The organism is Flavobacterium flabelliforme, assembly GCF_017948675.1.
GTDB classification, from domain to species: Bacteria; Bacteroidota; Bacteroidia; order Flavobacteriales; family Flavobacteriaceae; genus Flavobacterium; species Flavobacterium pygoscelis.
In genome coordinates this window covers 1-25,901 of the sequence record NZ_JAGFBU010000005.1, presented here as the reverse complement: position 1 = coordinate 25,901, position 25,901 = coordinate 1, and the positions used below count along the sequence as shown (strand labels likewise).

The window sequence follows — 25,901 nt, the reverse complement described above, 5'->3', positions numbered from 1 at the left end:
CAGTACATTTAGTTTATTGATAAAAAAAGCATTCCATTTTTAGAATTGGAATGCTTTTTTATAATCGATTTCGTTATTTATTTTTTATTATAATTAGCCACTCCTGTTTTTAACCAATTTTGATATTCTTCGACATCTGGAGTATAACCAACAGGATCAATTAAATTTTCTCCTTCATTGTCCGTCAATACATAAAAAGGTTGAGCGTTCGCCTTGTATTTTATGGTTTGAAATTCACTCCATTTTTGTCCAACGTATTTCAGTTTCTTACCTGGTCTTAGTTTAGATTCGATTTCTTCTCCTGCAGGAAGTGGTCTTTTATCATCTACATATAATGAGATAAGCACTACATCATTTTTTAGGATGGATAGAATTTGTTCTTTTGGCCAAACTTGTTGCTCCATTTTTCTACAATTTACACAAGCATAACCTGTAAAATCTAACATAACCGGTTTATTTACTTTTTTGGCGTAAGCCATGCCTAAATCATAATCTGTAAAAGCCAAAATATTATGTGGTGCCATTAAATGTGCTCCTTCAGGAATTTCGACAGTTGCTGCAGTAGATCCACCACCTTGAGAAGATCCAACTCCATAAGGAGATTCACTGTAATGTTGTGCGGGTGGGAAAGCGCTGATCAAGTTTAGAGGTGCTCCCCATAAACCTGGAATCATGTAAATGGTAAAAGTTAATGTCAGTAAACCTAAACTTAATCTTCCAACAGAGATATGTGTTAAAGGAGAATCATGTGGCAATTGAATTTTTCCAAAAAGGTAAAAAGACAAAGCACCAAAAATAGCAATCCAAATCGATAAGAAAACTTCGCGCTCTAGTAAATGCAATTGTAGGACTAAATCGGCATTCGACAAGAATTTGAAAGCTAATGCTAGTTCTAAAAATCCTAAAACTACTTTCACAGTATTCAACCATCCACCTGATTTTGGTAAGGAGTTTAACCATCCTGGGAAAGCGGCAAATAAGGCAAACGGAATGGCTAATGCCAAAGAAAAACCTAACATCCCTACGATTGGACCTACTTGATTTCCGCCAGCTGCTGCTTGTACTAATAAAGTTCCCACGATTGGACCTGTACAAGAAAAAGAAACGATTGCCAAGGCTAAAGCCATGAAGAAAATCCCGATTAATCCACCTTTATCTGCTTTTGTATCTACTTTATTTGCCCATGAATTAGGAAGCATAATTTCGAAAGCACCTAAAAAGGAAACTGCAAAAACAATCAAAAGCACAAAGAAAATAATATTAAACCATACATTAGTCGACAATGCATTCAAAGCATCGGCACCAAAAACAGCACTTACGATTGAACCTAACAACACATAAATGATAATAATAGATAAGCCGTAGATTATGGCGTTTTTTATTCCCTTGGCTCTAGTTTTACTTTGTTTGGTAAAGAAACTCACCGTCATCGGAATCATTGGGAACACGCAAGGTGTCAACAAAGCTGCAAATCCAGAAAAGAAAGCAATGATAAAGATGGCTAACAAGCTTCTATCCGTTTCTTTTTTATTTTTATTTAGTGTCGTTTTCTCTGCCTTAATTTCAGCTTTAGCAGTCGAATCTATAGCTACTTCTTCTTTTTCTAAAGTATCTATTGTGTTTTTTTCGGCAGCAATTAAAACGGCTTCTTTTTCTACTGCTACTTCTTCTTTAATAGCTGCAACTAAAGTATTTTCTGGAATTTGAAAATTCAAATCGACATAAGATGGAGGCAAACAATTGGCATCATTACAAACCATAAACTCTACTTCAGCTACCACTTTAAAAGCTTTTTTTGAAAGTGACTTAATACGTTGTTTGAAAACAGCTTTGCTTTCAAAAAACTTAATCTTCATATTAAAAACAGGATCATTAATCGTACGTCCCGTTCCTTCAGTAGGTTTTCCTACTAATTCAAAGTTTGCATTTTTGGTAAAAGTAAAAGCTGTAGGAACTGGTCCGTCATCAGGAACACTTTGAGAATACAAATGCCAACCGTCTTCAATAGTAGTCTGGATAACCAAATCAAATTGTCCCTCTCCAACAGCTACTACTGAAGTAGACCATTTTACGGGATTGTGTATTTGAGAAAAAGAAATAGCACTTATAAAAAAGGCTAAAAGAATTATTATTTTTTTCATTAGAATTTAATTTTTAAGATTGAAGTAAAAAAAAGGGCCATATTTAAATGACCCAATAAATACTTTCGTTGGTTGCTTACTAATTCAAAATACTTATACAAAACATAAGTAGTAACGAAAGATGTTTTGAATATTATTTTTGAGGTTTAAATATAAATTCGAAACTTTCTGCTTTGTCCAAAATTGTATTGACCAATTTTTGAACATCTTGTGGTGTAACCGAATTTATTAGATCTAAATTATTGGCCGCATCATTTCTATTGTATCCTTCGATGGTGTAGTCATACATTACATTCAAACCGTAATTTGTATATTCTTTTTCCTCCTTCAGGTCTTTTAAATAACTAGTCAATACTTTATCTAAATCTTCTTTATCGATGTCTCCTTTTCTAATTTTCTCTATTTCTTCATGAACAATCGCTACCAACTTATCTACTTTGTCAGGATCACAATCAAAATAAACATAAAAACTAGCTATTTGTTTGGGTCTTTTTGGTAAAGAGCTAAAAACGCTGGCTCCATAAGTTCCACCTTCTTGCTCTCTCAAAGTTTCTAACAATCTATTTTCAAGAACATCCTGAAACGCTTTTAGAACATAAGTGTTTTTTAAGCTATACGTAAATGGATTTTTAAAAGCAATTCTTACCGTAGCTTTTGGGTCTTCCATGGCCATGAAAATTTCTTTTTTGTTCGTTCCTTTTAACCAAGAAACCGAATTATCTTGCCATTTTTCTTTTTTCTTAGTAGTCGGCAAACTAGCAATGTATTTCTCCAGCAAAGGTTTTAGATCCTCTTTTGAAATATCACCTGCAATAAAGAAAGTAAAGTCAGCAGGATTTTTAAAACGATCAAGATAAATAGCTTTAATTTTTTCGAATGAAATATCTTTGATATACTTTTCATCAAACAAACGTTTTCTAGGATTATTAAATCCGTACAAAGTTGTAGTGATGCTATCTTCCATTTTATAGGCAATATCATTCTTTCTTTGAATCAAACTATTGTCTAAATTGTTCAATAAAACTTTAAAACTATCTTCGTCAAAACGAGGTTTTACAAACTGTAAATGAATCATTTGCAATAATGTTTCGATATCTTTAGTAGTGGTCATACCCGAAATATTTTCTTCTAAATCCGAAATACCAATTCTGGCATTCGCATTTTTACCTGCCAATACTTTTCTTAAATCTGTCGCATTATAATCGCCTAAACCAGACATTCCCATTAAAGTACTAACCATGGCTGCCGATGGAAGATCAGCATCTTTTACTAAAGAATTACCTCCAAAACTAGCCGCTTCTAAAAGCACATTGTTTTTTTCGATATCGGTAAATGTATAATCTACTACTACTCCATTGCTCAACACAAAACGGGTAGAGCCTATTTCTTTATTTACTTTTTCAGATTTTATCTTTCCTGCTTTTATTTTCAGACCAGAAATCAATGTTTTACCCACAAATTCATCCGTGTAAGCAGTTATAGTAGCATCATTTTCTACTTCCTTAATCAATTGTAAAGCTGCAGCTTCAGAAAGATTATTTTCTCCTTCAACACCCGTTACATCAAGAACTCTGTTTTCTGGAGAGTATAATTTTTGAATAAAATCTTGTAAATCTTTAGGAGTCATTGTAGCAAAAATCGTTTTAACGATTTCATACTCTTTTGGCATGTCTGTCATTGCCTCATTTTCTAAATAGTTTTTCTGAATCGTATTTACTATTTCTGCATGAGGTGTTTGATCAATTTTACTAATTTTAGTTTGGTAATAATTGTTGTACACTGCCATCGTTCTATCAATTTCTGCTTGTGTAAAACCAAATTTCACGGCTCTATTTAGCTCTATTAAAGCAACTTTAAAAGCTTCTACTTGATTATTTGGTTTAGGTGAAATCAACAGTCCGAAATTATTTTTTGCTCTAGCAAAACTTTGAAAACTAGCGCTTGCCGATACAAATGGAGCGTCTGGTTTTTGAGAATTCTCTCTTAATCTAGAGCTCAACATTCTTGAAATCATTCCGCTAAATAAAGATTCTTTAATATCAGCAACAGTTTCGTCTTTTAAAGATTTTGGTTGATTTATGGTAAAAGAAATCGTTGAGGTTGCCACTTCTTTATCTATTCCTAAATTATAAAGCATCACTTTATTATCAGGAATTTGTATTACAAAACGCTCAATAGGATTTTTTATAGCTTCTATTGGAGAAAATAATTTTTGAATTTTTTGTTCAATCTCAGCTACATCAACATCACCCACAACAGCAATCGCCTGCAAATCTGTTCTATACCAATCGTGATAAAAATCTCTAAGTGCTTTGTATTTAAAATTATCAACTACGCTCATTAAACCAATAGGCATACGATCTGCATATTTGGTGTTATTAAACATCGCTGGTAACGATTTTTTAAAAAGACGCATATACCCATTTTGTCTGGTTCTCCACTCCTCTTTAATTACGCCACGTTCCGCATCAATTTCAGCTTCAGTCAGCAATAAACCATCTGCCCAATCATGCAAAATCAATAAGGAAGTATCAATAAGTCCCGGAACATTTGTAGGGATATTATCCATATTATAAACCGTTTCGTCAAAAGCGGTATACGCATTAATGTCTTTTGCAAAAACGGCTCCATGTTTTTGAAGCGTGTTTAAAACCCCTTTCCCAGGAAAATTTTTAGTCCCGTTAAAAGCCATGTGCTCTAGAAAATGCGCCAATCCTTGTTGATCATCATTTTCTAAAACCGAACCTACATTTTGTATAATATAATAACTTGCCACATTTTTTATTACATCCGTTTTATAAATGTAATAGGTCATTCCATTTTTAAGAACTCCTTTTTTAATTCTGGTATTTACCGGAAGCGGATCATTCAATTTTAGTTCTTGTGCAGTAATTGTGTGCACTGCCAAAGAGAGAAAAAATACGGTTAATAGATTTTTCATGTTTATGTAATAGTAAATTTTAGATAGGTAGTTTACAAAAGCACTACACTATTTAGTAATTAAAAAAAAGAAATGTTTGCTTTGGGCGTGACCTTTCAGATTGCTTCGTCGTTCCTCCTTGCCTCGTCAGGTCGGGCTTTACGTTCCCGCTTTTTTTATCAAATTCTCGTTCAAAAACGAGAATTTCATAAAAAAGAGCTTCACTGCAATCCCTCACGCAAAAAAACAGCATAAATATGCCTGTTCTGTTACCGATTCTCATTTTAAAAATCGAAACAAAATAATATAATACTTGTAATCAATAACATTAAGCGATCAATTACCAAACCTATGAAAATTAAAAAAATCATAGGTTTAGTTCTAATAATTGATGCTTTTGAATTAATAATTAAAGATCAAGAGAATTTAAGATATCTAATAATTCTGGTTCCGATGGTCTAGGAGAATCAGAATTGATGATTTTACCTTCTTTATCTAAAATGATAAAACGTGGAATGGCTTGAATGTAATATCCTGCAATAAATGAAGAATTAATTTCTTTATCTGCCAAAAGTTGGATTCCTACTAATCCTTCTTTCTTAATCATATCACGCCATTTTTGTTCATCTTTCAAACGGTCAATAGAGATGCTAACAAATTTAATGTTTTTACCATGGTACATTTTTTCTACTTTTCCAATAAAAGGAAATTCATATTTACAAGGACCGCACCATGTTGCCCATACATCAATAAAAACGTAGCTTCCTCTAAAATCAGAAAGTGAAGTTTTTCCACCGTCATGATTAATGTAATTTTTAAAATCGGGTGACTGTTTTCCAGCACCTAGTTCACTGTTATTTCTTAATTCTTCAACAAATTGTTGTGTCATACTCTTATTAAACTCATCTAAATTTTTTAGTTGAGTAGTAACAAAAGAAGGCTCAAGTACTGATTTTTTTTGAGCTATTTCAGCTTTAAAATCATCAGTGAATTTTTTCATCTTAGCATCAAATTCTGGCTTTTTTAGGTTTAAAAAAGCACGGTAATCCGCTCCAATTAAAGCTCCTTCTGATTTAGTTTTGAACTTTAAGAAATTATTCTCATTTTCCCCTTTTCCTTTAAAAGAAACTGATTTAGAAACACTTTTACCGTCAAAATTAATTTCTAAATCCATATCATTAGCTAAATAAGCGCCAAAGACATTACCGTAAACTGCATTATAATACGCCGCTTTTTCTAATTTAATGGTATCTCTATAAGTTCCGTTAGCATCTACTTTTACAGTAAATGATTTTGAAGTAACTGGATTATAAAATCTTAAACCCAATCCTTCTGTAGGATTTTCAATTTTTCCGTGTAAAACCACATAATCTTTTGGTGGCATAACTTTTTGGCAAGAAAGCAAAACTACTAGTAATGCGATCAAAAATACATTTTTCATCTTTTGGTTTTTAAAAAATTAATAGAAAAAAAGGAGAGTACAAAATTAGTTAGAATAGAAATTATTCATCGCTTTTTAAGCACTCTCACTTTAAGTGGTTAGGATTAATAACCTTTGTTTGGAATTATAAATTTATTACCGGCAATTACTTGCAATGGTATTGGTAATACAAATTGATTTGGAGAAACTAAACTGGCTTTAGCAGATGAAGCTGTAAGATTTCCAAGATTAACATAACGAACAATATCAAACCAACTTTCTCCATTTTCAAAGAAAAGTTCTAGTAATTTCTCCTCACGGATGTCATTTAATAAAGTCGCTTTATCAGAAAGAGTTTTTAAGTCTACTCCTGCACGAAATCTAATATCGTTAAGACTTTCTAATGCAATATCAAGATCTCCGCCTGTTCTTCTCGCTTCGGCTTCGGCTTTAATTAAATAAATCTCACCAAGACGCAAGTGATATAAAGTATTTCCTTGAGATTGTTGATTGTCTGCAAATGGATATTTACCATTTGAGTTTCCTTTTTTCGTATTATCAGAATAAGCAAAGGCATAACGAGGATCAAATCCAGAACCAAAACCTACTAAACTTCCATCATTAGCTGTCCCTTTTTGTGTATCAGCCAAAGTTTTCAATGTATTACTAGATCTCATTCTACTTACTTGATACATCGCTGTTTTTCCTTCATTATCTGGACCTGTAAATGGTGCAAAAATAACTTCTGAAGATCTAAAACTTTTAGCAAAAATATCAGCATAATTCAATTCTAACTCATATCCTTCATTGGGACCATTGGTGATCACATCATCAGCTAAAGTGGCTGATTCGGCAAATTTCCCTTCGTATAAATATACTTTAGATAATAAAGCTTTTGCAGCAAGACTTCCTGTGTAGAAGTGGTCTATATAAATAGGTCCTTTATCTGATGCAAAAAGTAAGTCGTCTTCAATTAATTTGTAAACTTCTGCTACTGTATTTCTTGGTTTTGCTTCTAGCTTTGTTGAGAATTCAGTTCTCAAAACTACTCCATAAGTAGAGTTTAAATTATAAAATTCTCCAAAATAACGAAGCAAATTAAAATAAGCAAAAGCTCTTTGAAACTTAGCTTCAGAAAGCATTTCTCCTTTTCTTTCTTCTGAAATACCAATGGCTTTACCGTTTTGTAATTCTTGAATCAAAAAATTACAAGAATTAATAATTTTGTAATGACCATTATATAAATTAGTCAAAAAGATATTATCAACAGGAACTTCATTGGTATTGAAACCTTTACTACCACTAATAGCAGTTGAAAAAGTACCTTCGATCCCCAAAGCTGCTAAATGCAAAGGGAAAAAGTTAACATCAAACGCTCTTCCTGAATTATAAACACCATTTAGTACTAATTGAGCCGAAGCTTCATCTCTTACTGCATCGTCAGGAGTTAATTTATTAAATGGTTTTATATCATCAATACTACAACTTGTAATGCTTGTTGCAAGTGTCAAAAATAAAACGGTCTTAATTTTTTTTATATATTGTTTCATCAGTTGATAGATTTAAAATTGTAATTGAATTCCAAAAGAGAATGATTTAGCCAAAGGATATGGATCCTCATTACTCACTTGATCTGTAATATTTCCTCTTTCTGAGAAAGTTTCAGGATCAATTCCAGGCCATTTTGTCCAAGTCAATAAATTTGTACCCGTTAATGTTAGTGATGCTTTATCAATTCCAATTTTATTTAATACTGTTTTATCGAAATTATAACTAAACTGCAAGCTTTTTAATCTTAAATAAGAGCTATCGTAAACATATCTGTCTGATGTTCTTCCATTTGCAGAAGGATCTGTATAAACTGTTTTTGCATAACGCGCATTTGGATTTTCAGGAGTCCAAGTATTTAAAGCATATTCACTGTACTTGTTTTCTCCCAATGAATTTAGCGTACTAGTAGGAATTGCATTCCAAATTGATTTTGCTCCTACTGAATATTGAAATAATGCACTAAGACTAAAACTTTTGTAAGCGAATGTATTTGAAATTCCACCAAAGAATTTTGGTTGAATATTACCAATTACTGCTCTATCATCAGCCGTTATTTGACCATCACCATTGGTATCAATCATTTTAAAATCTCCAACTGTAGTTGACATTTTATCATAAAAACCAGTAGGTGATGCATTATTCAAAGCATCTACTTCATCTTGAGATTGGAAAATTCCAGCTACTTTATATCCTTTAATAGTTCCTACTGGTTGTCCTTCAATAAAGAAATCCAATTGGTAAGGATTAATGCTTGCACCGTTTAATTTTAATAACTTATTTCTATTTAATGACCAGTTTACGTTGGTAGACCATACAAAATCTTCATTTCTAACGATATCACCACCTAAACTAACCTCAATACCTTTATTAGAAACATCCATAAAGTTCGAAAAGTAAGAGTTAGGACCTAATTCAAAAGGAATAGGTGTTTTTACCAAAGCTCCTGTAGTTTTTCTATCGTAAATATCAAAACTCCCTTTTAATCTATTATTAAAAAATCCAAAATCTAAACCTAAATTAACTTCGTCAGTTGTTTCCCAACCAATATTTGGATTTGGAAAATTATTATCAGGCATAATAGCTGAACCACCATTGTAAAGACTCCCTGGTTGATTTTGAAAAAATTGCAAATAAGCAAAGTCAGAAACGTTAGTAGATCCAACTCTACCCACACTTGCTCTTAATTTTAAACTACTTATATTCTCTACACCGTATAGAAACTCTTCATTAGAAATATTCCAGCTCGTTGACAAAGATGGAAAATATCCTCTTTTGTTATTTGGACCAAATTTTGAAGAAGTATCCGTTCTAAAATTCAATGTTGCATTATACAAATCTTTGTAAGTATAGTTTACACGAGAAAACAAGGAATATAATCCAGTTTCTAAACGAACACTTGAATACCCAAGTACCGCTCTTGCAGAATTCGCGTTTATAAGAATTTCATCATCTGGAAAACCAGTATAAAAATGATTTGAATTATTAAAACTCGTACGATCCCAAGCAGCTCCAGCTAATAAACCGATTTTATGATTGGATATTAAAAAACTGTAATTTGCTGTTAAATTGGTAGTAATGTTAGACACTAAACCATCCGCTTCGTTTAAGAAAGAGTCCGTTGGAAAAAACAGATAATCAGTTTGAGCAATTTTTGGAATAAATGAACTGTTTTTATTATAAAACACAGAAGCATTTACATCCGTTTTCAGTTTTAAATCTTTTAATGGCTCTACTTCAAGATATGCGCTACCAATAAAATTATAGGCTTTATTATCCGTTTTATTACTTAAACGCATTAAAGGATTAGGCTCTAAGGTCATAAACCCATTTTGATAATCTGGCTGTCCCGCTAATTTTCCGTTAGCATCTCTTGGTGCTAAATCCGGACGTGCGCGAGCGATAGAAGTGTTTACAGTATATTGATTTAATACATCATTGTCTCCATTTTTTTCTTGAGTATGTCCCACATTAACAGAGGTTCCAACTTTTACAAAATTTGTAACATCAGTATCCATCGAAAGGCCTAAATTATATTGTTTCATGTTATCATTAACAGTCAAACCTTCTTGATCTATAAATGAAGTACTAAAATTATAATTGGTTTTATCGCTACCACCACTCAAACTTAAATTAGCTTGTTTAGTCACCGCCATAGATCTAAAAACTTGTTTGTTCCAATTGGTATTTGAAGTTCCAAAGTAATCCGGTCTCATTCCATTAGAATTTACAGTGAAAGTGTCAAAATCTAATTCTACGTCAGCAATCTCTTGAAAGTCAAAAGCATAGAAAGGATCTAATTGACCATTATTCATCGCATAAACACTATTAGACAACATCAAATTATAATAATTTTTATATTGATTTGCATCCAAAACCGATACGGTTTTAATAGGTTGTGCTAATGTTGTAGCATAAGAGAAATTTACTCTTGGTGCTTGCCCTTTTTTACCTCTTTTAGTTTTAATTATAATAACACCATTAGCGCCACGAGATCCATAAATAGAAGTCGCTCCAGCATCTTTTAATACATCAAAACTCTCAATATCATTAGGATTTAATGTAGATAAAGGATTTGCACCTTGTAAAGCATCCACATTAAACGGTACTCCATCAATTACAAATAAAGGTTGGTTTAATCCGCCACCTACAGAAGATAATGGTGAAGTTATACCTCTAATATTAATACGAACTGGCGCACCTGGACGACCTGTATTTTGAGAAACTTGAACACCTTTTACTAACCCTCCTAAAGCTCTATCAAAACCTACGGTTCCTGTTGCTGATTGAATAATATCTTTAGCACTCACAGAAGAAACGGCACCAGAAAATTCACTGCGTTTTTGCTTACCATAACCTACAAGTACCACCTCTTGTAGTTCATTTAATTCTTCTTGTAGAACTACTTTTAATGAAGATTCACCTGCATAAGCAATACGTCTTGATTCATAACCCAAATGTGAAAAAAGCAAAATTCTCCCCGCAGCATCAGCATTCAATTTAAATTTTCCGTCAAAATCAGTCAATGTACCGACTTTTGTTCCTTCGATCATAATAGAAACACCCACAAGAGGCAAGCCCGCTTTGTCAGTAACAATTCCTTGTACTTGCTTTTGTTCCGTTGCAAAAGGAATTTCAAAACTATTGTTTTTTTCTACTTTTTTAAGAACTATCTGATTGCCTAAAATTTGATAAGAAATATTGGTATTGCTAAATAGTTTTCCAAGAACATCTACAACTTTAGTTTTATCAACATTTAAATCAATTTTTTGATTAACATTCAGCTCATTTCTGTTATAAAAGAAATGAAAATCAGTTTGATTTTCAATAATCTGAAAAATATTGGTCAATGCTACCCCGTTAACATCCATGGTAACTGTATTTTTTTGACCGTAACTACTTGATGCACTGACTTGCATAAGAGTGGTGAATAAAAATAGGAGTGAGAATTTCATCTTTAAATTAGAGTTATTCAAAATGCGCAGCAACGCACCTTTAGTTCGTTGTTTTTTCATAATTTTACAATGGGTTTAATTTGTTAGTTTTAGATTAAATCACTTTTTCAAATGATAAGGGAAGGTGTTGGCGCACCTTCCTTTTTTTTTGGTTTTTTTTTATTTCATTTTCTGCGGTCTATTTATAGTTACTACTCTGTTATTAATGGTATAGTTAAAGGCCTTATAGGTTTGAAAGGTTTTCAAAACCTGATCAATATTTTCTTCTTTGAAAGTGGCAGTGATCATAATATCATTTAATTCTTCGTAGTTATTTACAATATCAACGTTGTATTTTCTTTCTAATTTATTGGTAATGACACCAAAAGAGTCATCTATAAACATTAACTCTCCAGAAACCCAAGCAATGTATTTCCTAACATCGACAGCTTCGGTTTTTAAATGCTTATTTTCAAAAAAGGCTCTGTTACCAGGTTTCAACAGTACTTCTTCATTTGCTACTACTTTACTTGATGCAGCCACGCTTCCTTCAACCAAAACTGTATATGTTTTTGCATCTTCCTGATACGAGGTCATATTAAATTTGGTACCTAAAACTTTGACATTCATATCGTTTGACCCTACTATAAATGGATGTTTAGGATCTTTGGTAACATCAAAATAGGCTTCTCCATTTAAAAAAACTTGACGATTCAATCCCTTTATAAATCGAACAGGATATTTTAATGAAGTTCCCGCGTTTAAATGTACATTGGTTCCATCCGAAAGTTGGAGTTCAAAACGTTTTCCGTAAGGTATTTTTATTGTATTGTAAACCAGAGTATCTTTTGCGGCAGCGTTACTATATACTAATTGATTACCTTTTTGAGTTCCCACTACAGTACCATTAGCATCTAAAACTTGAGTTGATCCATCTTCTTTAATAACTTGTATATCGCCATTAGCTAACTGAAGAGTGATTCCTTCTTGAGAAATAGGATTTTCTAAAACGGGCTTAAGAGAGATAGCTTCCTTATCGAAATAAAAATAACCAACAGAAACTAGAATTAATATTACTGCTGCATATTTTAAAAATACAGAACCTATTTTCAAAAATCTGATTTTGGTTTCATTTAAAGCCAACACATCCTCTTGTACTTTAAGCGGAGTATCTAGTTGCGATACCACTTTTTGCCAAGCTTTATCTTTATCAATGTTTCCAGCAAAAAGAATTTGTTTTGTTTTTTTATAAAAAAGTATGTAGTCAGAAAAAGCTTTTTTATTTTCTGGCGATTCATTTATCCAATCTTTTAAAACAGAGAATTCATTTTCGTTTATTTCTTTTGAAATATAAACGGAAAGGATTTCTAAAATATTTTGAGGAATAGTGTTCATTTGTGTCATCTTATATTATACAGAGTACAAAAGATGAAAAATGGGTGACAAGAATTTAATTTTTTTTTAAACTAAAAGTAACATTACTATAACATCTAATGAATTCCGAAGTTGTTTTAACGCTCTTGAGTAATGCGTTTTAACCGTATTTACTGATATTCCCAACTCTAATGCAACCTCTTTGTATTTTTGATTTTCTAATACAATGGCTTTAAAAACTTCTTTGCTTTTTAATGGTAAAGCTTCAATTTCCGTATATAATTTCTGTTTTTCTTGCTCTAGAAACTCTAAATCAAGTCGTTCCTCCTCCATTAACACATTCACTTGATCTTCTATTTCTTCAAAAAAGTATTTACTTTGCTTTTTTACGGCTTTTAGACTGTTGTTTTTTACAGCTTTAAAAAGATAAGGACTTATCGCTTGATCCAAATCTAAATAGATTTTTTTATCCCAAAATTTAATAAATAAATCTTGAACAATATCTTCAGCTAATTCAAATGAGTCACAGTATTTTAAGGAATAAACACTGAGTGGCATATAATATAGGTCAAACAATTCTTTATAAGCAGAAGAATCTCCCACCTTAAGTTTTTCAAGGATTAATAAATCTTGTGACTTCATAAAGAATGATTGCTACTAGGAAAAAGTGGTTTTAGATTTAAATGATACACTACAAACAGATTAATTTTGAAAAACGAATAGTTTTAGAAAAATAATCGGCCATAAATATTGCCCGAATATAGACTATTTTCAAGCAAAATCAAATCTATAAACCTTACAAAGGTAACTTCTGCACAGCATTGTACATTTTTATTTACAAAAAATGAACGTTAAATTCTATTACAGTTAACGAGTAAGAGTCTTATATTAAAATATTTACAGTTTGATCAATTAAAAACTAATCTCAAATTATTATTTAACATTTTCTTTAAAATAAATGCAAACAAGCTGCTAAAAGATTACTTTTTTCGAAAAGCAAGATGCACTATTAAGATAAGAAATGATAAAACGATTCCAAGTGACGAAACTCCCACCCATTTGTAATTTCCCCACGCCATTGCGCCAGCAACAGTACCAAAAGCACCTCCAATAAAAAAACCAACCATATAAATAGTATTCACCCGATTTCTAGCTTCTGGATTTTTAAAAAAAATAATTTTTTGATTCGTGATGTGCAAGGATTGCAATCCTAAATCGACAAGTAAAACTCCCAGCATCAAACCTATTAATGAATTACCTGAAAAAAACAGTATTATCCAAGAAAGAATTAAAAGTAATGTTCCAGCTAATATAACGGTATGATTACTCACAGAACTACTAATTTTACCAACTACAGTAGCACCTAAAGCGCCAACGATCCCAAGAATTCCAAAGGAACCGGTTATGGCACTTCCGAAACCAAATGAATCCTGCATCAAAAAAACCAATGTAGTCCAAAAAGCACTAAGTCCTGCAAAGGCTAATCCTCCTCTTAATGTTGCCAATCTTAGAGAACCGTCCGTTTTAAAATAATGATAAAGTGATTTCATTAAGCTAGCATAACTCCCTTTAAATACGGGTGCAATGGTTGGTAATTTGTACTTTAATATAATGTACAATAAAACCATCATTACTGCTGCTGCATAAAACATAACACGCCATCCAAACTGACCTCCTACAAAACCACTAATCACTCGGCTTCCTAATATACCAATTAGCAAACCGCTCATCACAATACCTATTGCTCTACCTCTATTTTTATCATCAGAGAGTTGTGCTGCCATTGGTACAAATAATTGTGGTATAGCGGAGGTAAAACCAACAAGAAAACTACTTATTGTTAATATTAAAAGTGATTTTGCAAATCCTGCTGCCAACAACGAAATAACCATGATTAGAAAATCCAATCGCAATATTTTCTTATTAGAAACTTTATCTCCCAACGGAATAATAAACAATAATCCTAAGGCATAACCTAATTGAGTAAACAGCGCTACATTACTAACCTCTGCTTCTGTAACCTTAAAACTAACTGCAATTTGATGCAATAATGGCTGATTGTAATATAAATTGGCAACGACCAAACCAGCGGAAATACTCAATAAATAGAGTACTTGATTGCTAAGAGTAACTTGTTTCATTTATGATTTAGAAATAGAAATTAAATAGAAATTTTATAAAAAAAAGGCATTTATACATTCAGTCTTATAACCAATAGCGAAGACTGAGAAGCAAATGCTTTATTTTTTTTTCAAAATTAAATAGAATAATATTAAAAAACATTGTCATAGATCAACGTTTAAAAAAATTACAATTGCGATTTTATCCTACTTAAAGTAGAAGGAGAAATACCTAGATAAGAAGCTGCCATCTTATTAGACACTCGTAATAAAAAATGAGGTTGATTTTTGATGATCCATTTCAACTTTTCTAAAGCATTATTGCCTTGAAAACTATAAATTCGTTGCTGAGCAGTAATGAAACCCAATTCTAAAATTCTCTTGTAAAGACTATCGAATGCTGGAAACTGATCGACTAATTTATAAAAATCAGTTCTTGATATTACTAATAATTCACATTTTTCTATAGTTTTCAAATATTCTGCTGCAGGTTTTTGATCAATAAAACTAGGCAATGCCGTGCAAAACATTCCTTCAAAAGCAAAATACCTTGAATTTTCTGTTCCGTCCGTATTTAGTGTGTACAATCTTAAGGAACCTTTATTTATAAAATAGTAATTATTGCAAATTGTATCAAAATCAATAAGAATTTCGTTTCGTTTAGTCTCAATGGGTTTAAAGCAAGAAAAAATTAACTTTAAATCAGCTTCACTTATTGTGCTTTGCTCTGTAATATATTTTTTTAAAAGAGAATACATTTAAAATTGTTATTGAATTAGAAAAACATTCAAAAATGCAAAAATAAATTCAAATTTTCGTTTTTATATTTAACTAATGAATTTTCAATTTCTCTACTTATTAAATCTTTTCAAAAGCAATTATCATAATTGCATTAGAAATAAAAAACTAGATTGATTATGTACAAATATTTTGAACTCACTTTATTTTTTCAAATTTTAATAATTAATCATCTTATTTAGTATTATAAAATAACAATGGTGTATTATCAAATAAAAATTTTATTCAAAAAAGAAAAGCTAAAACGAACTATTGTTCCTGTTTAAAATGGTAATATAAATTAATATAAAGTTAAAATGAAATTGTTTTGTATTTTTGAAATTTAAAAGCAAAAATTCACAACATGAATTCCTATTACATCCATAATGGTACTGAAAGTACTGGTCCCTTTGATTTTGATGAGTTAAAAGCAAAAATGATTGCAAAGACAACTCCTGTATGGTGTGCAGGAATGGAAGATTGGAAATATGCTGGAGAAATAAAGGAGTTGCAACCATTATTTGTAATTGTGCCGCCGCTGATTAATAATTTTGTAACACCTGCAACACAAACTGAAATAGAAAGCCTTGAGGAAACTGAAACAACTGAGCCAACAGCCAATTCAAAAATATTAGGCATCAATAAAACATTTTTTTATGTACTAATAGCCCTAGTAACACTATTTATAGCAAGTTCTGTATTTACTTATTTTGAAAATAAAAGAAGTGCTGAATTAGAGCAAAAGAACACTAGAACTGAAAAAGAAAATCTTCAATTTCAATTACAAGAAAAAACAATTAAAGAACAAAAAAATCAAATTATTGAACAAGAAAAAATAGCTTTTGAAAAAGTTCTAAAAGAAAGAAAAGCAACACTAAATAGCAGACTTGTAGAAGTTCAGGAAAAACTTTTTAAATCTGTTAGCGCTCTAGAACAGGCCAAGAATAAATTAAATAAAGCCCAAGATTTTCAGTTTTTAAGATCTGCTACTCAAAGAGAACAAGAAATTAATTCGAGCCAAAAAGAGATTGACTCTTTAGATAATGAAGTAGTTGAATTAAAAAAAGAAATGGATCATATCTCTTTAGAATTAGAAAAAATAAAAATATAGATTAAAATTCATATTTCAAATTAGAAATTAAAATACAGATTCATATAGAATTAAAATCACATTATTTCTATATTAAGCTATTTTTTTTTTATGATTAATAAAATCATATTAGTTTTTCATTAAAGCCTTATTCCTTCTATAAATTAAATCTAAAAATTATTTTATTTGCGATAATACAATTAAAACAACAGCTATTAAAGCTAGAAAAAGTCCCGCTAAATTTATTTTAGACAATTTCTCCTTAAACACAAAAATACCTAAAAGACTTCCTAAAATTATTACACCCATATTCATTCCTGCAAATACAGTCGAAGGATTTTCGGAAAATGCTTGGTGAGCTTTGAGATAGAAAAGAATATTTCCAAAATTAAAAAAACCGACTAAACCTCCAAAAGCGATGTTTTTAATCTGCAAACGGACATTATTAGCTATCCATTCATAAATAACAACAGCAACCATAATTAGCAAAGCGATGCAAAAAACTACAAATAAGGAAGTGGTATAAGGCAAAGTGGTGTACGATGCTATTTGTTTAAAAAGAATATCTATTAAACCAAAACCAAGTAAAACTATAGCAGGATATATCCATTTATTTTTGGTGTTTTCAGATGGTTTTGAGAGAATCAATAGTATTGCTGGTAAACCAATTAAAAATGCAGTAATTTTTAATGAATTAAAGTCTTCTTTGAAGATTAACCAAGCGGCTAGAATAGGAATAAATAGTGAAAGCCGTTGTGCTGCATCTGTCTTTACAATTCCCATATGCTTGATTGAAGCAGCCAAAAATAAAAATACGGACGGCAACAAAAGTCCAATAACGATGTACAAAGTCCAAGGCGATTCTGTGTCAACTGACTTCAAATTAGGACTAAAAAACAAATAGCAAAGAATTATAGCAAAGAGATAGTTTGCTGCTACAATTTGTGAATTATTTACATCGTATTTGCGAGTTATTTTAAAAATAACGCCCACAGTAACGCTACAAATAATACTTAAAATTAGAAAAAGCATAATAAATTTTTAGAGTCCAAAAATACTCTTTATTGGTTTAAAAATAGTTCTTTTTCGAAAATTAAACCTTATTATAAGTACAACTTAAAAGCACTTTCTGTCCCCGCCAAAACACAAAGCCATAAAGAATTTAATATTTTGAGTTATAACAATTCTTTTAATTTAAACCAATATTTTAAAAAGTTAAACAATATATTTTACCAAAATTCAGAACACATCAATTGGGAAGTCAATTGATTTGGCTTACTTTCGCATTATGGATTCTTTTACACAAATCGTTTTAGGAATTGCAGTTGCCGAAGTATGCGCTGGAAAAAAACTTAAAAACAGAACCTTTATTTACGGTGCAATTTTAGGGACATTACCTGACTTAGATGTGATAGTTGGATTGTTCTTAAATCCTGTAGACGCTATATTAATTCATCGTGGCATTAGTCATTCTCTTTTTCTTTTTTTGCTGATTAGTCCGATTTTTGGTTGGCTAATTTCTAAGCTTGAGAAAGGTAAAATCAGCTTTTTTTCTGCTACTAATATGGCTTTCTGGGGCTTACTGACTCACGTTTTGCTAGATATGTTTACTTCCTGGGGAACTCAAATTTTATGGCCTTTAGAGCCACGATTAGCATTGAAAACTATTTTTGTAATTGATCCACTTTATACAATTCCGCTTATTGTAGCATTAGTATTCGTATGGAAAACAAAGAACACGACACTGCGTAACAAATACATCATCAGAGGATTAATCATCAGTAGTTTCTATTTGCTTTTATCTTGTTTTATAAAACTTTACACCTTATCACAATTTGAAAAAGCACTAAAAAATCAAGGAATTCAATATTCAAAAATCATTGTAAAACCAACTGCTTTTAATTTGATTTTATGGAATGCAAATGTCGCTACTTCAGACAATTATTTATTAAGCGATTATTCCCTTTTAGACACACAACCGATTTCATTTGTTGTTTACAATAAAAACAAGATTCTAGAAAAGCAATTGCTAGGAAATTCAGATTTTGAAAAACTCAAAAAAGCTAGCGAAGGTTGGTATATTATTTCAAAAAAAGACGGGGATTTATATTTTAACGATCTGCGTTTTGGTCTTTTGAATGATAATCCAACCAACCCACAATTTGCTTTTAGTTACCAGTTTATTCAAAATCCTGCTGGAATACATGTGATCGAAGTCCCTAAAAGTAAGAGAGATGGAAAAAAATTACTCCAAAAGATATTCACTCGTTTAAAAGGGAATTAAATCAGTTTTTAATAAATTAAGTATCGACTGACGTAGATTAAGCTGTCACGTCGAGCGTAGTCGAGACGCTTTTATAAAGTAATCCCTATAAAGAATCTCGACTGCACTCGATTTGACAATATTTAGTGTAGCTGTCACGTCGAGCGCAGTCGAGACGCTTTTTTAAAGTAATCCCTATAAAGAATCTCGACTGCGCTCGATTTGACAATATTTTGTATTTTGGTCACGTTGAGCGCAGTCGAGACGTTTTTTTTAAAACTAATTATTAGAAAGAATCTCGAGTACGCTCGATTTGACAATATAAATAATTTGTATTAAAAAAATTAATCACTTTTTAACCAACCCGTTATACTCATTCTAGTGTTATTAGTAATCAAAACTTCATGCACTAACTCGTCACTTTTAAAGAAAACTGTTTTACCTTGAGTGGGTGCTATTTTTTGATTATTATTTTGTTGATGAATAAGCAATTCGCCCCCATCACTTTCTTGCCAATCGGCATTCAAATAACTAATCATAGAGTATTTTCGGCTGGGATTATTTTTGAATTGATCTAAATGTTGTAAATAAAAATCACCTGATTCATATAAAGAATAATGAAACTCATAACTGGTAATTCCTGCAAAGCAGCTTCGATTGAGGTATAAAATGAATTCTTCTATTTGGGCAAAAAATTCATTTTCGAAAGCATTATTGTGTTTTTTATCCAACCAATAAATAGAATCACTCCGAATTGCTCCATCATAGGAAACCTTTTCGGCGTTGCCTATTCCTGCATCAACCAATAAACTTTTATTGTTAAGAGCAATTAAATTTAGCTTTAAGTTATTCGCCAAAGTGTTACTCAAGAAATGCTCAGATATACCTACTTTATTTTCAATATAAGTGGCTATCAAAGTCTCGAAATTATTTTCCATGTCAATTTTCATTGACTGCTTAGACCGCCAACGAGCAAAAGTAGAATAAAAAAAAATAGCATTACTTTATTGTGAAATAAATATGCATGATTTTTTACCGCAGATTCGTTGACTTATAAAATACTATTATAAAAATCTAAAATTTAAATTGTTTTTTCTTTTTAATAATATTTTTCTAAATCTTCTAACAAAAATAATCAATCTGCTAATTTGCGCTTAAAAGTATAGGAATTTCAAAATAAAAAAGGGTTTAGAAAAAAATCTAAACCCTTTTTGTATTACAGTTTACTGATAAAACTACCGTAAATATCCTTAAACTGATAGCCTTCGGAAAAACGATCTTTACTTAATTTTTTATATTCGACCAAAGCCCATAATATAAACTCTTTCATAAAGAATTTGTCTTCATTGGTGAGTTGTGGTTGGTATTTTTTAATTAAAATTTCAAGCGGAACAATACTTCCTAAAATTCTTTGGTATTCTTCGTCCGTACAATCGTCTAATAACTCGAAACCACTTTCCGCAAAAAACCATTCTATAATATCCGTGTAAGCTGTTTTTTCGTCTTGCTTTTCTAATTTTTCAATCTTAGGAAAATAAGCAGGGAAAAAAGTATGGATCGCATCACCTAATAAGTGCTGTGCGACTACGGCGGCTCCCTCCTGCTCTCCTTCATAAACCAATTCTACTTTTCCAGTAATTGCAGGAATAATTCCCATAAAATCTGATAAGCGAACCGTAGTTTTATCGGCTCCATTTTTCAAAGCTCTTCTTTCGGCAGTACTTAATAAATTCTCAAAAGCCGTAATACTCAAACGCGCACTAATTCCGCTTTTGTTATCAATATATTCACTTTCTCTGGCTTCAAAACTAACTTGCTCCAACAAATCTCTCGCTAAAGAAGGAACGTAAACCATATCATTCTGCAATGTATCTAACTTGGCTTCTTGTTCCGTAATTGTTCTTGCAATTTTTATCGTGTCAGGATAATGGGTTAATATTTGCGAACCTATTCTATCTTTCAACGGCGTCACAATACTTCCTCTATTGGTATAATCTTCTGGGTTTGCTGTAAAAACGAACTGCATATCCAGAGGCATTCTTAACTTAAAACCTCTAATTTGGATATCACCTTCTTGCAAAATATTAAATAACGCTACTTGGATTCTAGCTTGTAAATCAGGTAATTCGTTGATCACAAAAATACAGCGATTCGCTCGTGGAATCATCCCAAAATGAATCACACGATCATCAGCATAAGATAATTTTAAATTTGCCGCTTTTATAGGATCGACATCACCAATTAAATCTGCTACGGTAACGTCTGGAGTTGCTAATTTTTCAAAGAAACGATCGCTTCTATGCAACCATGAAATTGGAGTATCATCGCCTTTTAAATCAATAATATCTTTCGCAAAACGCGAAATCGGTTTCAATGGATCATCATTAATCTCAGAACCGCTTACATACGGAATATATTCATCCAATAATTCTACCATTTTACGTGCCAATCTCGTTTTGGCTTGACCACGGAGACCTAATAAGTTGATGTTATGACGTGACAAAATTGCTCGTTCCAACTCTGGAATTACCGTATTCTCAAAACCATGAACTCCTTCAAAAGTAGTTTGCCCAGCTTTTATCTTTTGTCTTAAATTTAATCGCAATTCATCTTTAATACTTTTGCTTTCGTATCCTGATTTTTTTAATTCCCCGAGTGTTTTTATATCTTCTATTTTCATATTTGTTGTTTTTTAACCACAAGGTTTACAATGTTTTGCACAAAGTTCACCAAGATTATTTTAATTTTTATTACTATTATTCTCTAATAATATTTTTAAGTTAAGTGTTCAAAGCTATGTTTCAACTCATTATTCAACACTATTTTATTCTCTTCTTTCTATTGGTTTCATAATCTTCAAAAATCATTTCTCCCAATCCTTTTAACCCTGTATAAAATGCTTTTCCTTGATTCGCTTCGGTAAAATGATTTACAAATTGTTGCAAATATGGATCATTCGCAATCATAAAAGTTGTAATCGGAATATGTAATTTACGAGCTTGTTGCGCCTGATTGTAACATTTATCCACAATATATTCGTCAAGACCGTTACTGTTCATATAATAGGATCCATCTTTCTCGCGCACGCAACTTGGCTTTCCATCGGTAATCAGAAAAATTTGCTTGTTGGTATTTCGTTTGCGACGTAAAATATCCATAGCCAATTGCAATCCAGCAACCGTATTGGTATGATAAGGCCCTACTTTTAAATACGGTAAATCCCTAATTGGAATAGTCCAAGCATCATTTCCAAAAACTAAAATATCTAAAGTATCTTTTGGGTAACGCGTAGTAATGAGTTCAGCAAGAGCCATCGCCACTTTTTTAGCAGGAGTAATACGATCCTCGCCGTACAAAATCATACTGTGGCTAATATCAATCATCAACACCGTGCTCATTTGTGATTTAAACTGTGTTTCCTCGACAACCAAATCATTTTCGGTTAGCATAAAATCATCGACGCCATTATTGATTTGGGAATTACGCAAACTTTCTGTTAGCGAAATACGTTCTAGTCCGTCTCCAAAATGAAACTCCCGAAACTCGCCTGTATGTTCGTCTCCACTTCCTGCATGTTTGGTTTTATGATTCCCACTTCCAGAACGTTTCAAGTTTCCAAAAATAGTATCCAGAGCCTGCTGTCTTATCGCACGTTCCGTCTTGGCAGTGATCCCGGTTCCCGAAGTCCCGTCTTCTTTCAGTTCATCACGAATATATCCTTTTTTTCTTAAATCTTCAATAAAATCATCAATGGTATAGTGTTCATCGGTGAGTTTATATTCCTTGTCTAATTCTCTCAACCAATCGATCGCTTCATCAAAATCTCCCGAAGTATGCGTTATTAATTCCTTGAAAATACCAAAGAGTTTGTCAAACGGGGACTGAAATGGCGCTTCATATTGCTTGAAAAAGAAACCTTTTTTATTTACATTTTCCATAGACTTTAAAATTACATCATTTTACAGCGTACTTCAAACGAACGTTTATTAATTTTTAGTTAAATGAGATTTAGAAACCCATTTTAGAAATAATTGTTCACCACACACTTGTATTTTAAAGTTCAGTCGTAGTTTGCATTTATAATATCCCTAATGAAGGAAATCTATCTGTTGATACTTCAGAAAAATTATTCACACACTAAACAGTTTAAAAAATGTATCTATTTAGAAAATTTAAATCTATTTGTAAGAATTTATTAATACATTTGAAATATAAATAAAGTATGATTTAGTCATACCAATCCACCATAATTTGGTTGTATGGGTATAATTTAGTCATACATATATACTAGTTAGTGGCAAGCTTAAAGCAATACGATAACAATTAACTGAATATAAGGTATTTAACTTTTTATAATCAATTAAAAATGTGACTTTAAATTATGGGTTTTTGAAATTAATTACAAATTAAAAAGTAGATTTTTAATTGTAGAAAGTTAAAAATTGAATTTTGAAATGCAGAAACTTGAAAGTTGGATTTTGCAAAAAGAAACTTGAAAGTCGGAATCTAAAAACAGAACTGAAAAATAAAAACTTATGCTAAAATCAATCTGTCAGTATTTTAGAAAAAAAGATGAAATTATTGGAAATTGGACGAGAGAAGACGATGGTTCCGGATTAATTAATATTTATGGATGGAGTTTGCATTTTTTTGAAAACGATACAGGAAAAAGTTATTCTTGGGAAAATGACTCAGAAACTAATTATGATTTTGAATGGAAAAGAGAAAATAAAACAGAAATTAAATTACGTACAGAAGATAATGATTGGGAATTTATAACTTATAAAATGGAAAAATATATTGGAGCTTATACATCGAAACAAACTAAATTAACAGAAATAAATAAAGATAAATTTTGGGATTCTCCTGAAGCACTTTATAAACGTAGATAAAAGCCAGCCACTAACAGCCGTTTGGCGAGATTGGGGTTTTAGTGGAATTAACGTTTTTTATCATATCTTCGTTTCGGCAGAAAATACTCTGCTATAAAGTCCCCAACCTCGCCAAGCGCCAAGACGTTATGTGCAATTGCGCAATCGAGACCTGATAAACAGCCTAAATATTTGATTTGAAAGGGAATATTAAAACAGGAAATAAAAATTTGTAATTTTCGTCAAGCCTTTCAAATGAGATTTGCTGAAAATTTATTTTCAAAGCGAAGACGCTTAAAGGCTTGGCTAAGTTATAAGAAAAAAATGATATAATCAAGTTTTTTTTATTATAACTGTTTTAATATGAGATTTTTAACTATTTAGGCTATGATTAAAAAAAACAGTACCTATCCCCCGAGTAGATAGGAACTATATTTTTTAATCGTTTATCTAGCTATCTCCTGGCACAACTGTTCCTGTTTTTATTATCTTAGCAGAGAATAAATAACAGCACATAACAACGGCTAAGCATAATGCCGGCCACAGGCCAGAACAGGCACTATGCCTAGCCGAACCGTTATGTGCAATTGCGCAATCGAGACCTGATAAACAGCCTAAATATTTGATTTGAAAGGGAATATTAAAACAGGAAATAAAAATTTGTAATTTTCGTCAAGCCTTTCAAATGAGATTTGCTGAAAATTTATTTTCAAAGCGAAGACGCTTAAAGGCTTGGCTAAGTTATAAGAAAAAAATGATATAATCAAGTTTTTTTTATTATAACTGTTTTAATATGAGATTTTTAACTATTTAGGCTATGATTAAAAAAAACAGTACCTATCCCCCGAGTAGATAGGAACTATATTTTTTAATCGTTTATCTAGCTATCTCCTGGCACAACTGTTCCTGTTTTTATTATCTTAGCAGAGAATAAATAACAGCACATAACAACGGCTAAGCATAATGCCGGCCACAGGCCAGAACAGGCACTATGCCTAGCCGAACCGTTGGTAGAAAGTTAAAAAAACTGCACAAAACAACTTTAACGTAAAAATTTTATTAGTTTTGTATAGAAATAATTATTAAATAATGAAATATCCAAGATACGAATATTCAACAGAAGCTGAATTAAACATTTTTGAATTTGAAAGCATTGGACCGAAAGGTAAAATATTCAAATTAGTACAATATACAGAAATGAATATTGAAGGTTATTTTAATTTAGCTTTTGGAGATTTAGATTTAAAAACAAGAGAAATAAATGATGGTGTAATAACTAATAATGGAGATGCAACTAAAGTTTTAGCAACCGTAGTTTCTACGGTTTACGCTTTTACAGGAAGATATCCAGAAGCTCATATTTTTGCAACAGGAAGTAGTGAAGCGAGAACAAGATTATATAGAATGGGTATTACAAATAATTTAGAAGAATTGAAAAATGACTTTTATGTTTATGGATTAAAGGTTGACGAAACATTTGAATCATTTATTGTTGGAGAAGATTATTTAGGGTTTTTAATAACACGAAAAAATTAAAATTATGAAAGTTGAAGATTTAAATAAAGCAAAAATACCTGTAGTGAAGATTAATAAAAAATTGGAAGAATTTAAAGGAAAAATATTGTTTCCTGAAAAACTTGAGTTGGCAAATAAATTGCTTGAAAAAGCAAAACTTCCAGTAGAAACGTCCAAATAACCTTCTACCAACAGCCGTTTTGCGTGATTGGGGGTTTTGTGGAATTAACGTTTTTTATTATATCTTCGTTTCGGCAGAAAATACTCTGCTTTAAAGTCCCCAACCACGCAAAGCGCCAAGACGTTATAGGCTATACTACCAAAAATCGTAAAAAGAAAAATATGAAAATTTACTGTTTGCTTTTCTTAACTATTTCAACTTTGAGTTTTTCACAAAACAATTCAGAATCTGACGTTTTTAAAAAAAT

The 25,901-nt window shown here is 31.4% G+C and carries 18 protein-coding genes; 5 read left to right on the top strand and 13 right to left on the bottom strand.

The window, feature by feature from the left end; genetic code table 11:
• Positions 1 to 77: 77 nt before the first annotated feature.
• The 9 genes from J3S90_RS12310 to J3S90_RS12270 all read right to left on the bottom strand — a co-directional run bounded on the left by J3S90_RS12310 (position 78) and on the right by J3S90_RS12270 (position 15,715).
• On the bottom strand, positions 78 to 2,141 hold the full coding sequence (locus tag J3S90_RS12310) for a protein-disulfide reductase DsbD family protein (protein ID WP_210646450.1): 2,064 nt from the start codon (positions 2,139 to 2,141) through the stop codon (positions 78 to 80).
• A gap of 133 nt (positions 2,142 to 2,274) precedes the next feature.
• Positions 2,275 to 5,082 carry a M16 family metallopeptidase gene (locus J3S90_RS12305; RefSeq protein ID WP_210646449.1) on the bottom strand — a complete coding sequence of 936 codons (2,808 nt, stop codon included), beginning with the start codon at positions 5,080 to 5,082 and terminating at the stop codon, positions 2,275 to 2,277.
• Between the two features lie 388 nt (positions 5,083 to 5,470).
• Positions 5,471 to 6,502 (bottom strand): TlpA family protein disulfide reductase, encoded by a 1,032-nt coding sequence (locus tag J3S90_RS12300; RefSeq protein WP_210646448.1) that lies wholly within the window; start codon positions 6,500 to 6,502, stop codon positions 5,471 to 5,473.
• Positions 6,503 to 6,606: 104 nt separating this feature from the next.
• Positions 6,607 to 8,031, bottom strand: coding sequence for a RagB/SusD family nutrient uptake outer membrane protein (locus J3S90_RS12295; protein WP_210646447.1), 1,425 nt, complete (start codon positions 8,029 to 8,031; stop codon positions 6,607 to 6,609).
• A gap of 12 nt (positions 8,032 to 8,043) precedes the next feature.
• Positions 8,044 to 11,544, bottom strand: coding sequence for a TonB-dependent receptor (locus J3S90_RS12290; protein ID WP_210646446.1), 3,501 nt, complete (start codon positions 11,542 to 11,544; stop codon positions 8,044 to 8,046).
• A gap of 99 nt (positions 11,545 to 11,643) precedes the next feature.
• Complete coding sequence (locus tag J3S90_RS12285) at positions 11,644 to 12,858, bottom strand: FecR family protein (RefSeq protein ID WP_236023950.1); 1,215 nt, start codon at positions 12,856 to 12,858, stop codon at positions 11,644 to 11,646.
• 66 nt (positions 12,859 to 12,924) lie between these two features.
• Positions 12,925 to 13,479: an RNA polymerase sigma factor gene (locus J3S90_RS12280; RefSeq protein ID WP_210646445.1), complete on the bottom strand. Its 555-nt coding sequence runs from the start codon at positions 13,477 to 13,479 to the stop codon at positions 12,925 to 12,927.
• Between the two features lie 338 nt (positions 13,480 to 13,817).
• On the bottom strand, positions 13,818 to 14,978 hold the full coding sequence (locus J3S90_RS12275; protein ID WP_210646444.1) for an MFS transporter: 1,161 nt from the start codon (positions 14,976 to 14,978) through the stop codon (positions 13,818 to 13,820).
• A gap of 167 nt (positions 14,979 to 15,145) precedes the next feature.
• Positions 15,146 to 15,715, bottom strand: coding sequence for a Crp/Fnr family transcriptional regulator (locus J3S90_RS12270; RefSeq protein ID WP_210646443.1), 570 nt, complete (start codon positions 15,713 to 15,715; stop codon positions 15,146 to 15,148).
• Between the two features lie 383 nt (positions 15,716 to 16,098).
• On the opposite strand from J3S90_RS12270, the gene J3S90_RS12265 reads away from it, so the two are divergent.
• Positions 16,099 to 16,845, top strand: coding sequence for a GYF domain-containing protein (locus J3S90_RS12265; RefSeq protein WP_210646442.1), 747 nt, complete (start codon positions 16,099 to 16,101; stop codon positions 16,843 to 16,845).
• A 156-nt stretch (positions 16,846 to 17,001) separates the two neighbouring features.
• On the opposite strand, the gene J3S90_RS12260 is transcribed toward J3S90_RS12265, so the two are convergent.
• Positions 17,002 to 17,856, bottom strand: a complete 855-nt coding sequence (locus J3S90_RS12260; protein ID WP_210646441.1) for a DMT family transporter — start codon at positions 17,854 to 17,856, stop codon at positions 17,002 to 17,004.
• Positions 17,857 to 18,112: 256 nt separating this feature from the next.
• Here J3S90_RS12260 and J3S90_RS12255 point away from each other — a divergent pair, with 256 nt between their 5' ends.
• A complete protein-coding gene (locus J3S90_RS12255) occupies positions 18,113 to 19,108 on the top strand; it encodes a metal-dependent hydrolase (protein ID WP_210646440.1) in 996 nt (331 codons plus the stop codon).
• Positions 19,109 to 19,431: 323 nt separating this feature from the next.
• On the opposite strand, the gene J3S90_RS12250 is transcribed toward J3S90_RS12255, so the two are convergent.
• The 3 genes from J3S90_RS12250 to J3S90_RS12240 form a co-directional block, all read right to left on the bottom strand.
• A complete protein-coding gene (locus tag J3S90_RS12250) occupies positions 19,432 to 20,025 on the bottom strand; it encodes a 2OG-Fe(II) oxygenase (protein ID WP_210646439.1) in 594 nt (197 codons plus the stop codon).
• Between the two features lie 278 nt (positions 20,026 to 20,303).
• Positions 20,304 to 21,767: an AAA family ATPase gene (locus J3S90_RS12245; protein ID WP_210646438.1), complete on the bottom strand. Its 1,464-nt coding sequence runs from the start codon at positions 21,765 to 21,767 to the stop codon at positions 20,304 to 20,306.
• A gap of 139 nt (positions 21,768 to 21,906) precedes the next feature.
• A complete protein-coding gene (locus J3S90_RS12240) occupies positions 21,907 to 23,025 on the bottom strand; it encodes a vWA domain-containing protein (RefSeq protein ID WP_210646437.1) in 1,119 nt (372 codons plus the stop codon).
• Between the two features lie 597 nt (positions 23,026 to 23,622).
• Between J3S90_RS12240 and J3S90_RS12235 the strand changes: the two genes are divergently transcribed.
• From J3S90_RS12235 to J3S90_RS12225, 3 genes are all read left to right on the top strand, one after another.
• A complete protein-coding gene (locus J3S90_RS12235; protein WP_210646436.1) occupies positions 23,623 to 23,979 on the top strand; it encodes a hypothetical protein in 357 nt (118 codons plus the stop codon).
• A gap of 1,068 nt (positions 23,980 to 25,047) precedes the next feature.
• Positions 25,048 to 25,494, top strand: coding sequence for a DUF6934 family protein (locus J3S90_RS12230; RefSeq protein WP_210646435.1), 447 nt, complete (start codon positions 25,048 to 25,050; stop codon positions 25,492 to 25,494).
• Between the two features lie 4 nt (positions 25,495 to 25,498).
• On the top strand, positions 25,499 to 25,654 hold the full coding sequence (locus J3S90_RS12225; RefSeq protein ID WP_210646434.1) for a hypothetical protein: 156 nt from the start codon (positions 25,499 to 25,501) through the stop codon (positions 25,652 to 25,654).
• Positions 25,655 to 25,901 lie beyond the last annotated feature (247 nt).

Excerpts from the sequence above, each read along its gene's own strand:
- J3S90_RS12290 (WP_210646446.1), bottom strand. The coding sequence starts at position 11,544 with ATGAAAAAACAACGAACTAAAGGTGCGTTGCTGCGCATTTTGAATAAC.
- J3S90_RS12265 (WP_210646442.1), top strand. The coding sequence starts at position 16,099 with ATGAATTCCTATTACATCCATAATGGTACTGAAAGTACTGGTCCCTTT.
- J3S90_RS12310 (WP_210646450.1), bottom strand. The coding sequence starts at position 2,141 with ATGAAAAAAATAATAATTCTTTTAGCCTTTTTTATAAGTGCTATTTCT.
- J3S90_RS12295 (WP_210646447.1), bottom strand. The coding sequence starts at position 8,031 with ATGAAACAATATATAAAAAAAATTAAGACCGTTTTATTTTTGACACTT.
- J3S90_RS12235 (WP_210646436.1), top strand. The coding sequence starts at position 23,623 with ATGCTAAAATCAATCTGTCAGTATTTTAGAAAAAAAGATGAAATTATT.
- J3S90_RS12300 (WP_210646448.1), bottom strand. The coding sequence starts at position 6,502 with ATGAAAAATGTATTTTTGATCGCATTACTAGTAGTTTTGCTTTCTTGC.
- J3S90_RS12285 (WP_236023950.1), bottom strand. The coding sequence starts at position 12,858 with ATGAACACTATTCCTCAAAATATTTTAGAAATCCTTTCCGTTTATATT.
- J3S90_RS12255 (WP_210646440.1), top strand. The coding sequence starts at position 18,113 with ATGGATTCTTTTACACAAATCGTTTTAGGAATTGCAGTTGCCGAAGTA.
- J3S90_RS12280 (WP_210646445.1), bottom strand. The coding sequence starts at position 13,479 with ATGAAGTCACAAGATTTATTAATCCTTGAAAAACTTAAGGTGGGAGAT.
- J3S90_RS12270 (WP_210646443.1), bottom strand. The coding sequence starts at position 15,715 with ATGTATTCTCTTTTAAAAAAATATATTACAGAGCAAAGCACAATAAGT.
- J3S90_RS12230 (WP_210646435.1), top strand. The coding sequence starts at position 25,048 with ATGAAATATCCAAGATACGAATATTCAACAGAAGCTGAATTAAACATT.
- J3S90_RS12240 (WP_210646437.1), bottom strand. The coding sequence starts at position 23,025 with ATGGAAAATGTAAATAAAAAAGGTTTCTTTTTCAAGCAATATGAAGCG.
- J3S90_RS12260 (WP_210646441.1), bottom strand. The coding sequence starts at position 17,856 with ATGCTTTTTCTAATTTTAAGTATTATTTGTAGCGTTACTGTGGGCGTT.
- J3S90_RS12245 (WP_210646438.1), bottom strand. The coding sequence starts at position 21,767 with ATGAAAATAGAAGATATAAAAACACTCGGGGAATTAAAAAAATCAGGA.
- J3S90_RS12305 (WP_210646449.1), bottom strand. The coding sequence starts at position 5,082 with ATGAAAAATCTATTAACCGTATTTTTTCTCTCTTTGGCAGTGCACACA.
- J3S90_RS12225 (WP_210646434.1), top strand. The coding sequence starts at position 25,499 with ATGAAAGTTGAAGATTTAAATAAAGCAAAAATACCTGTAGTGAAGATT.
- J3S90_RS12275 (WP_210646444.1), bottom strand. The coding sequence starts at position 14,978 with ATGAAACAAGTTACTCTTAGCAATCAAGTACTCTATTTATTGAGTATT.
- J3S90_RS12250 (WP_210646439.1), bottom strand. The coding sequence starts at position 20,025 with ATGGAAAATAATTTCGAGACTTTGATAGCCACTTATATTGAAAATAAA.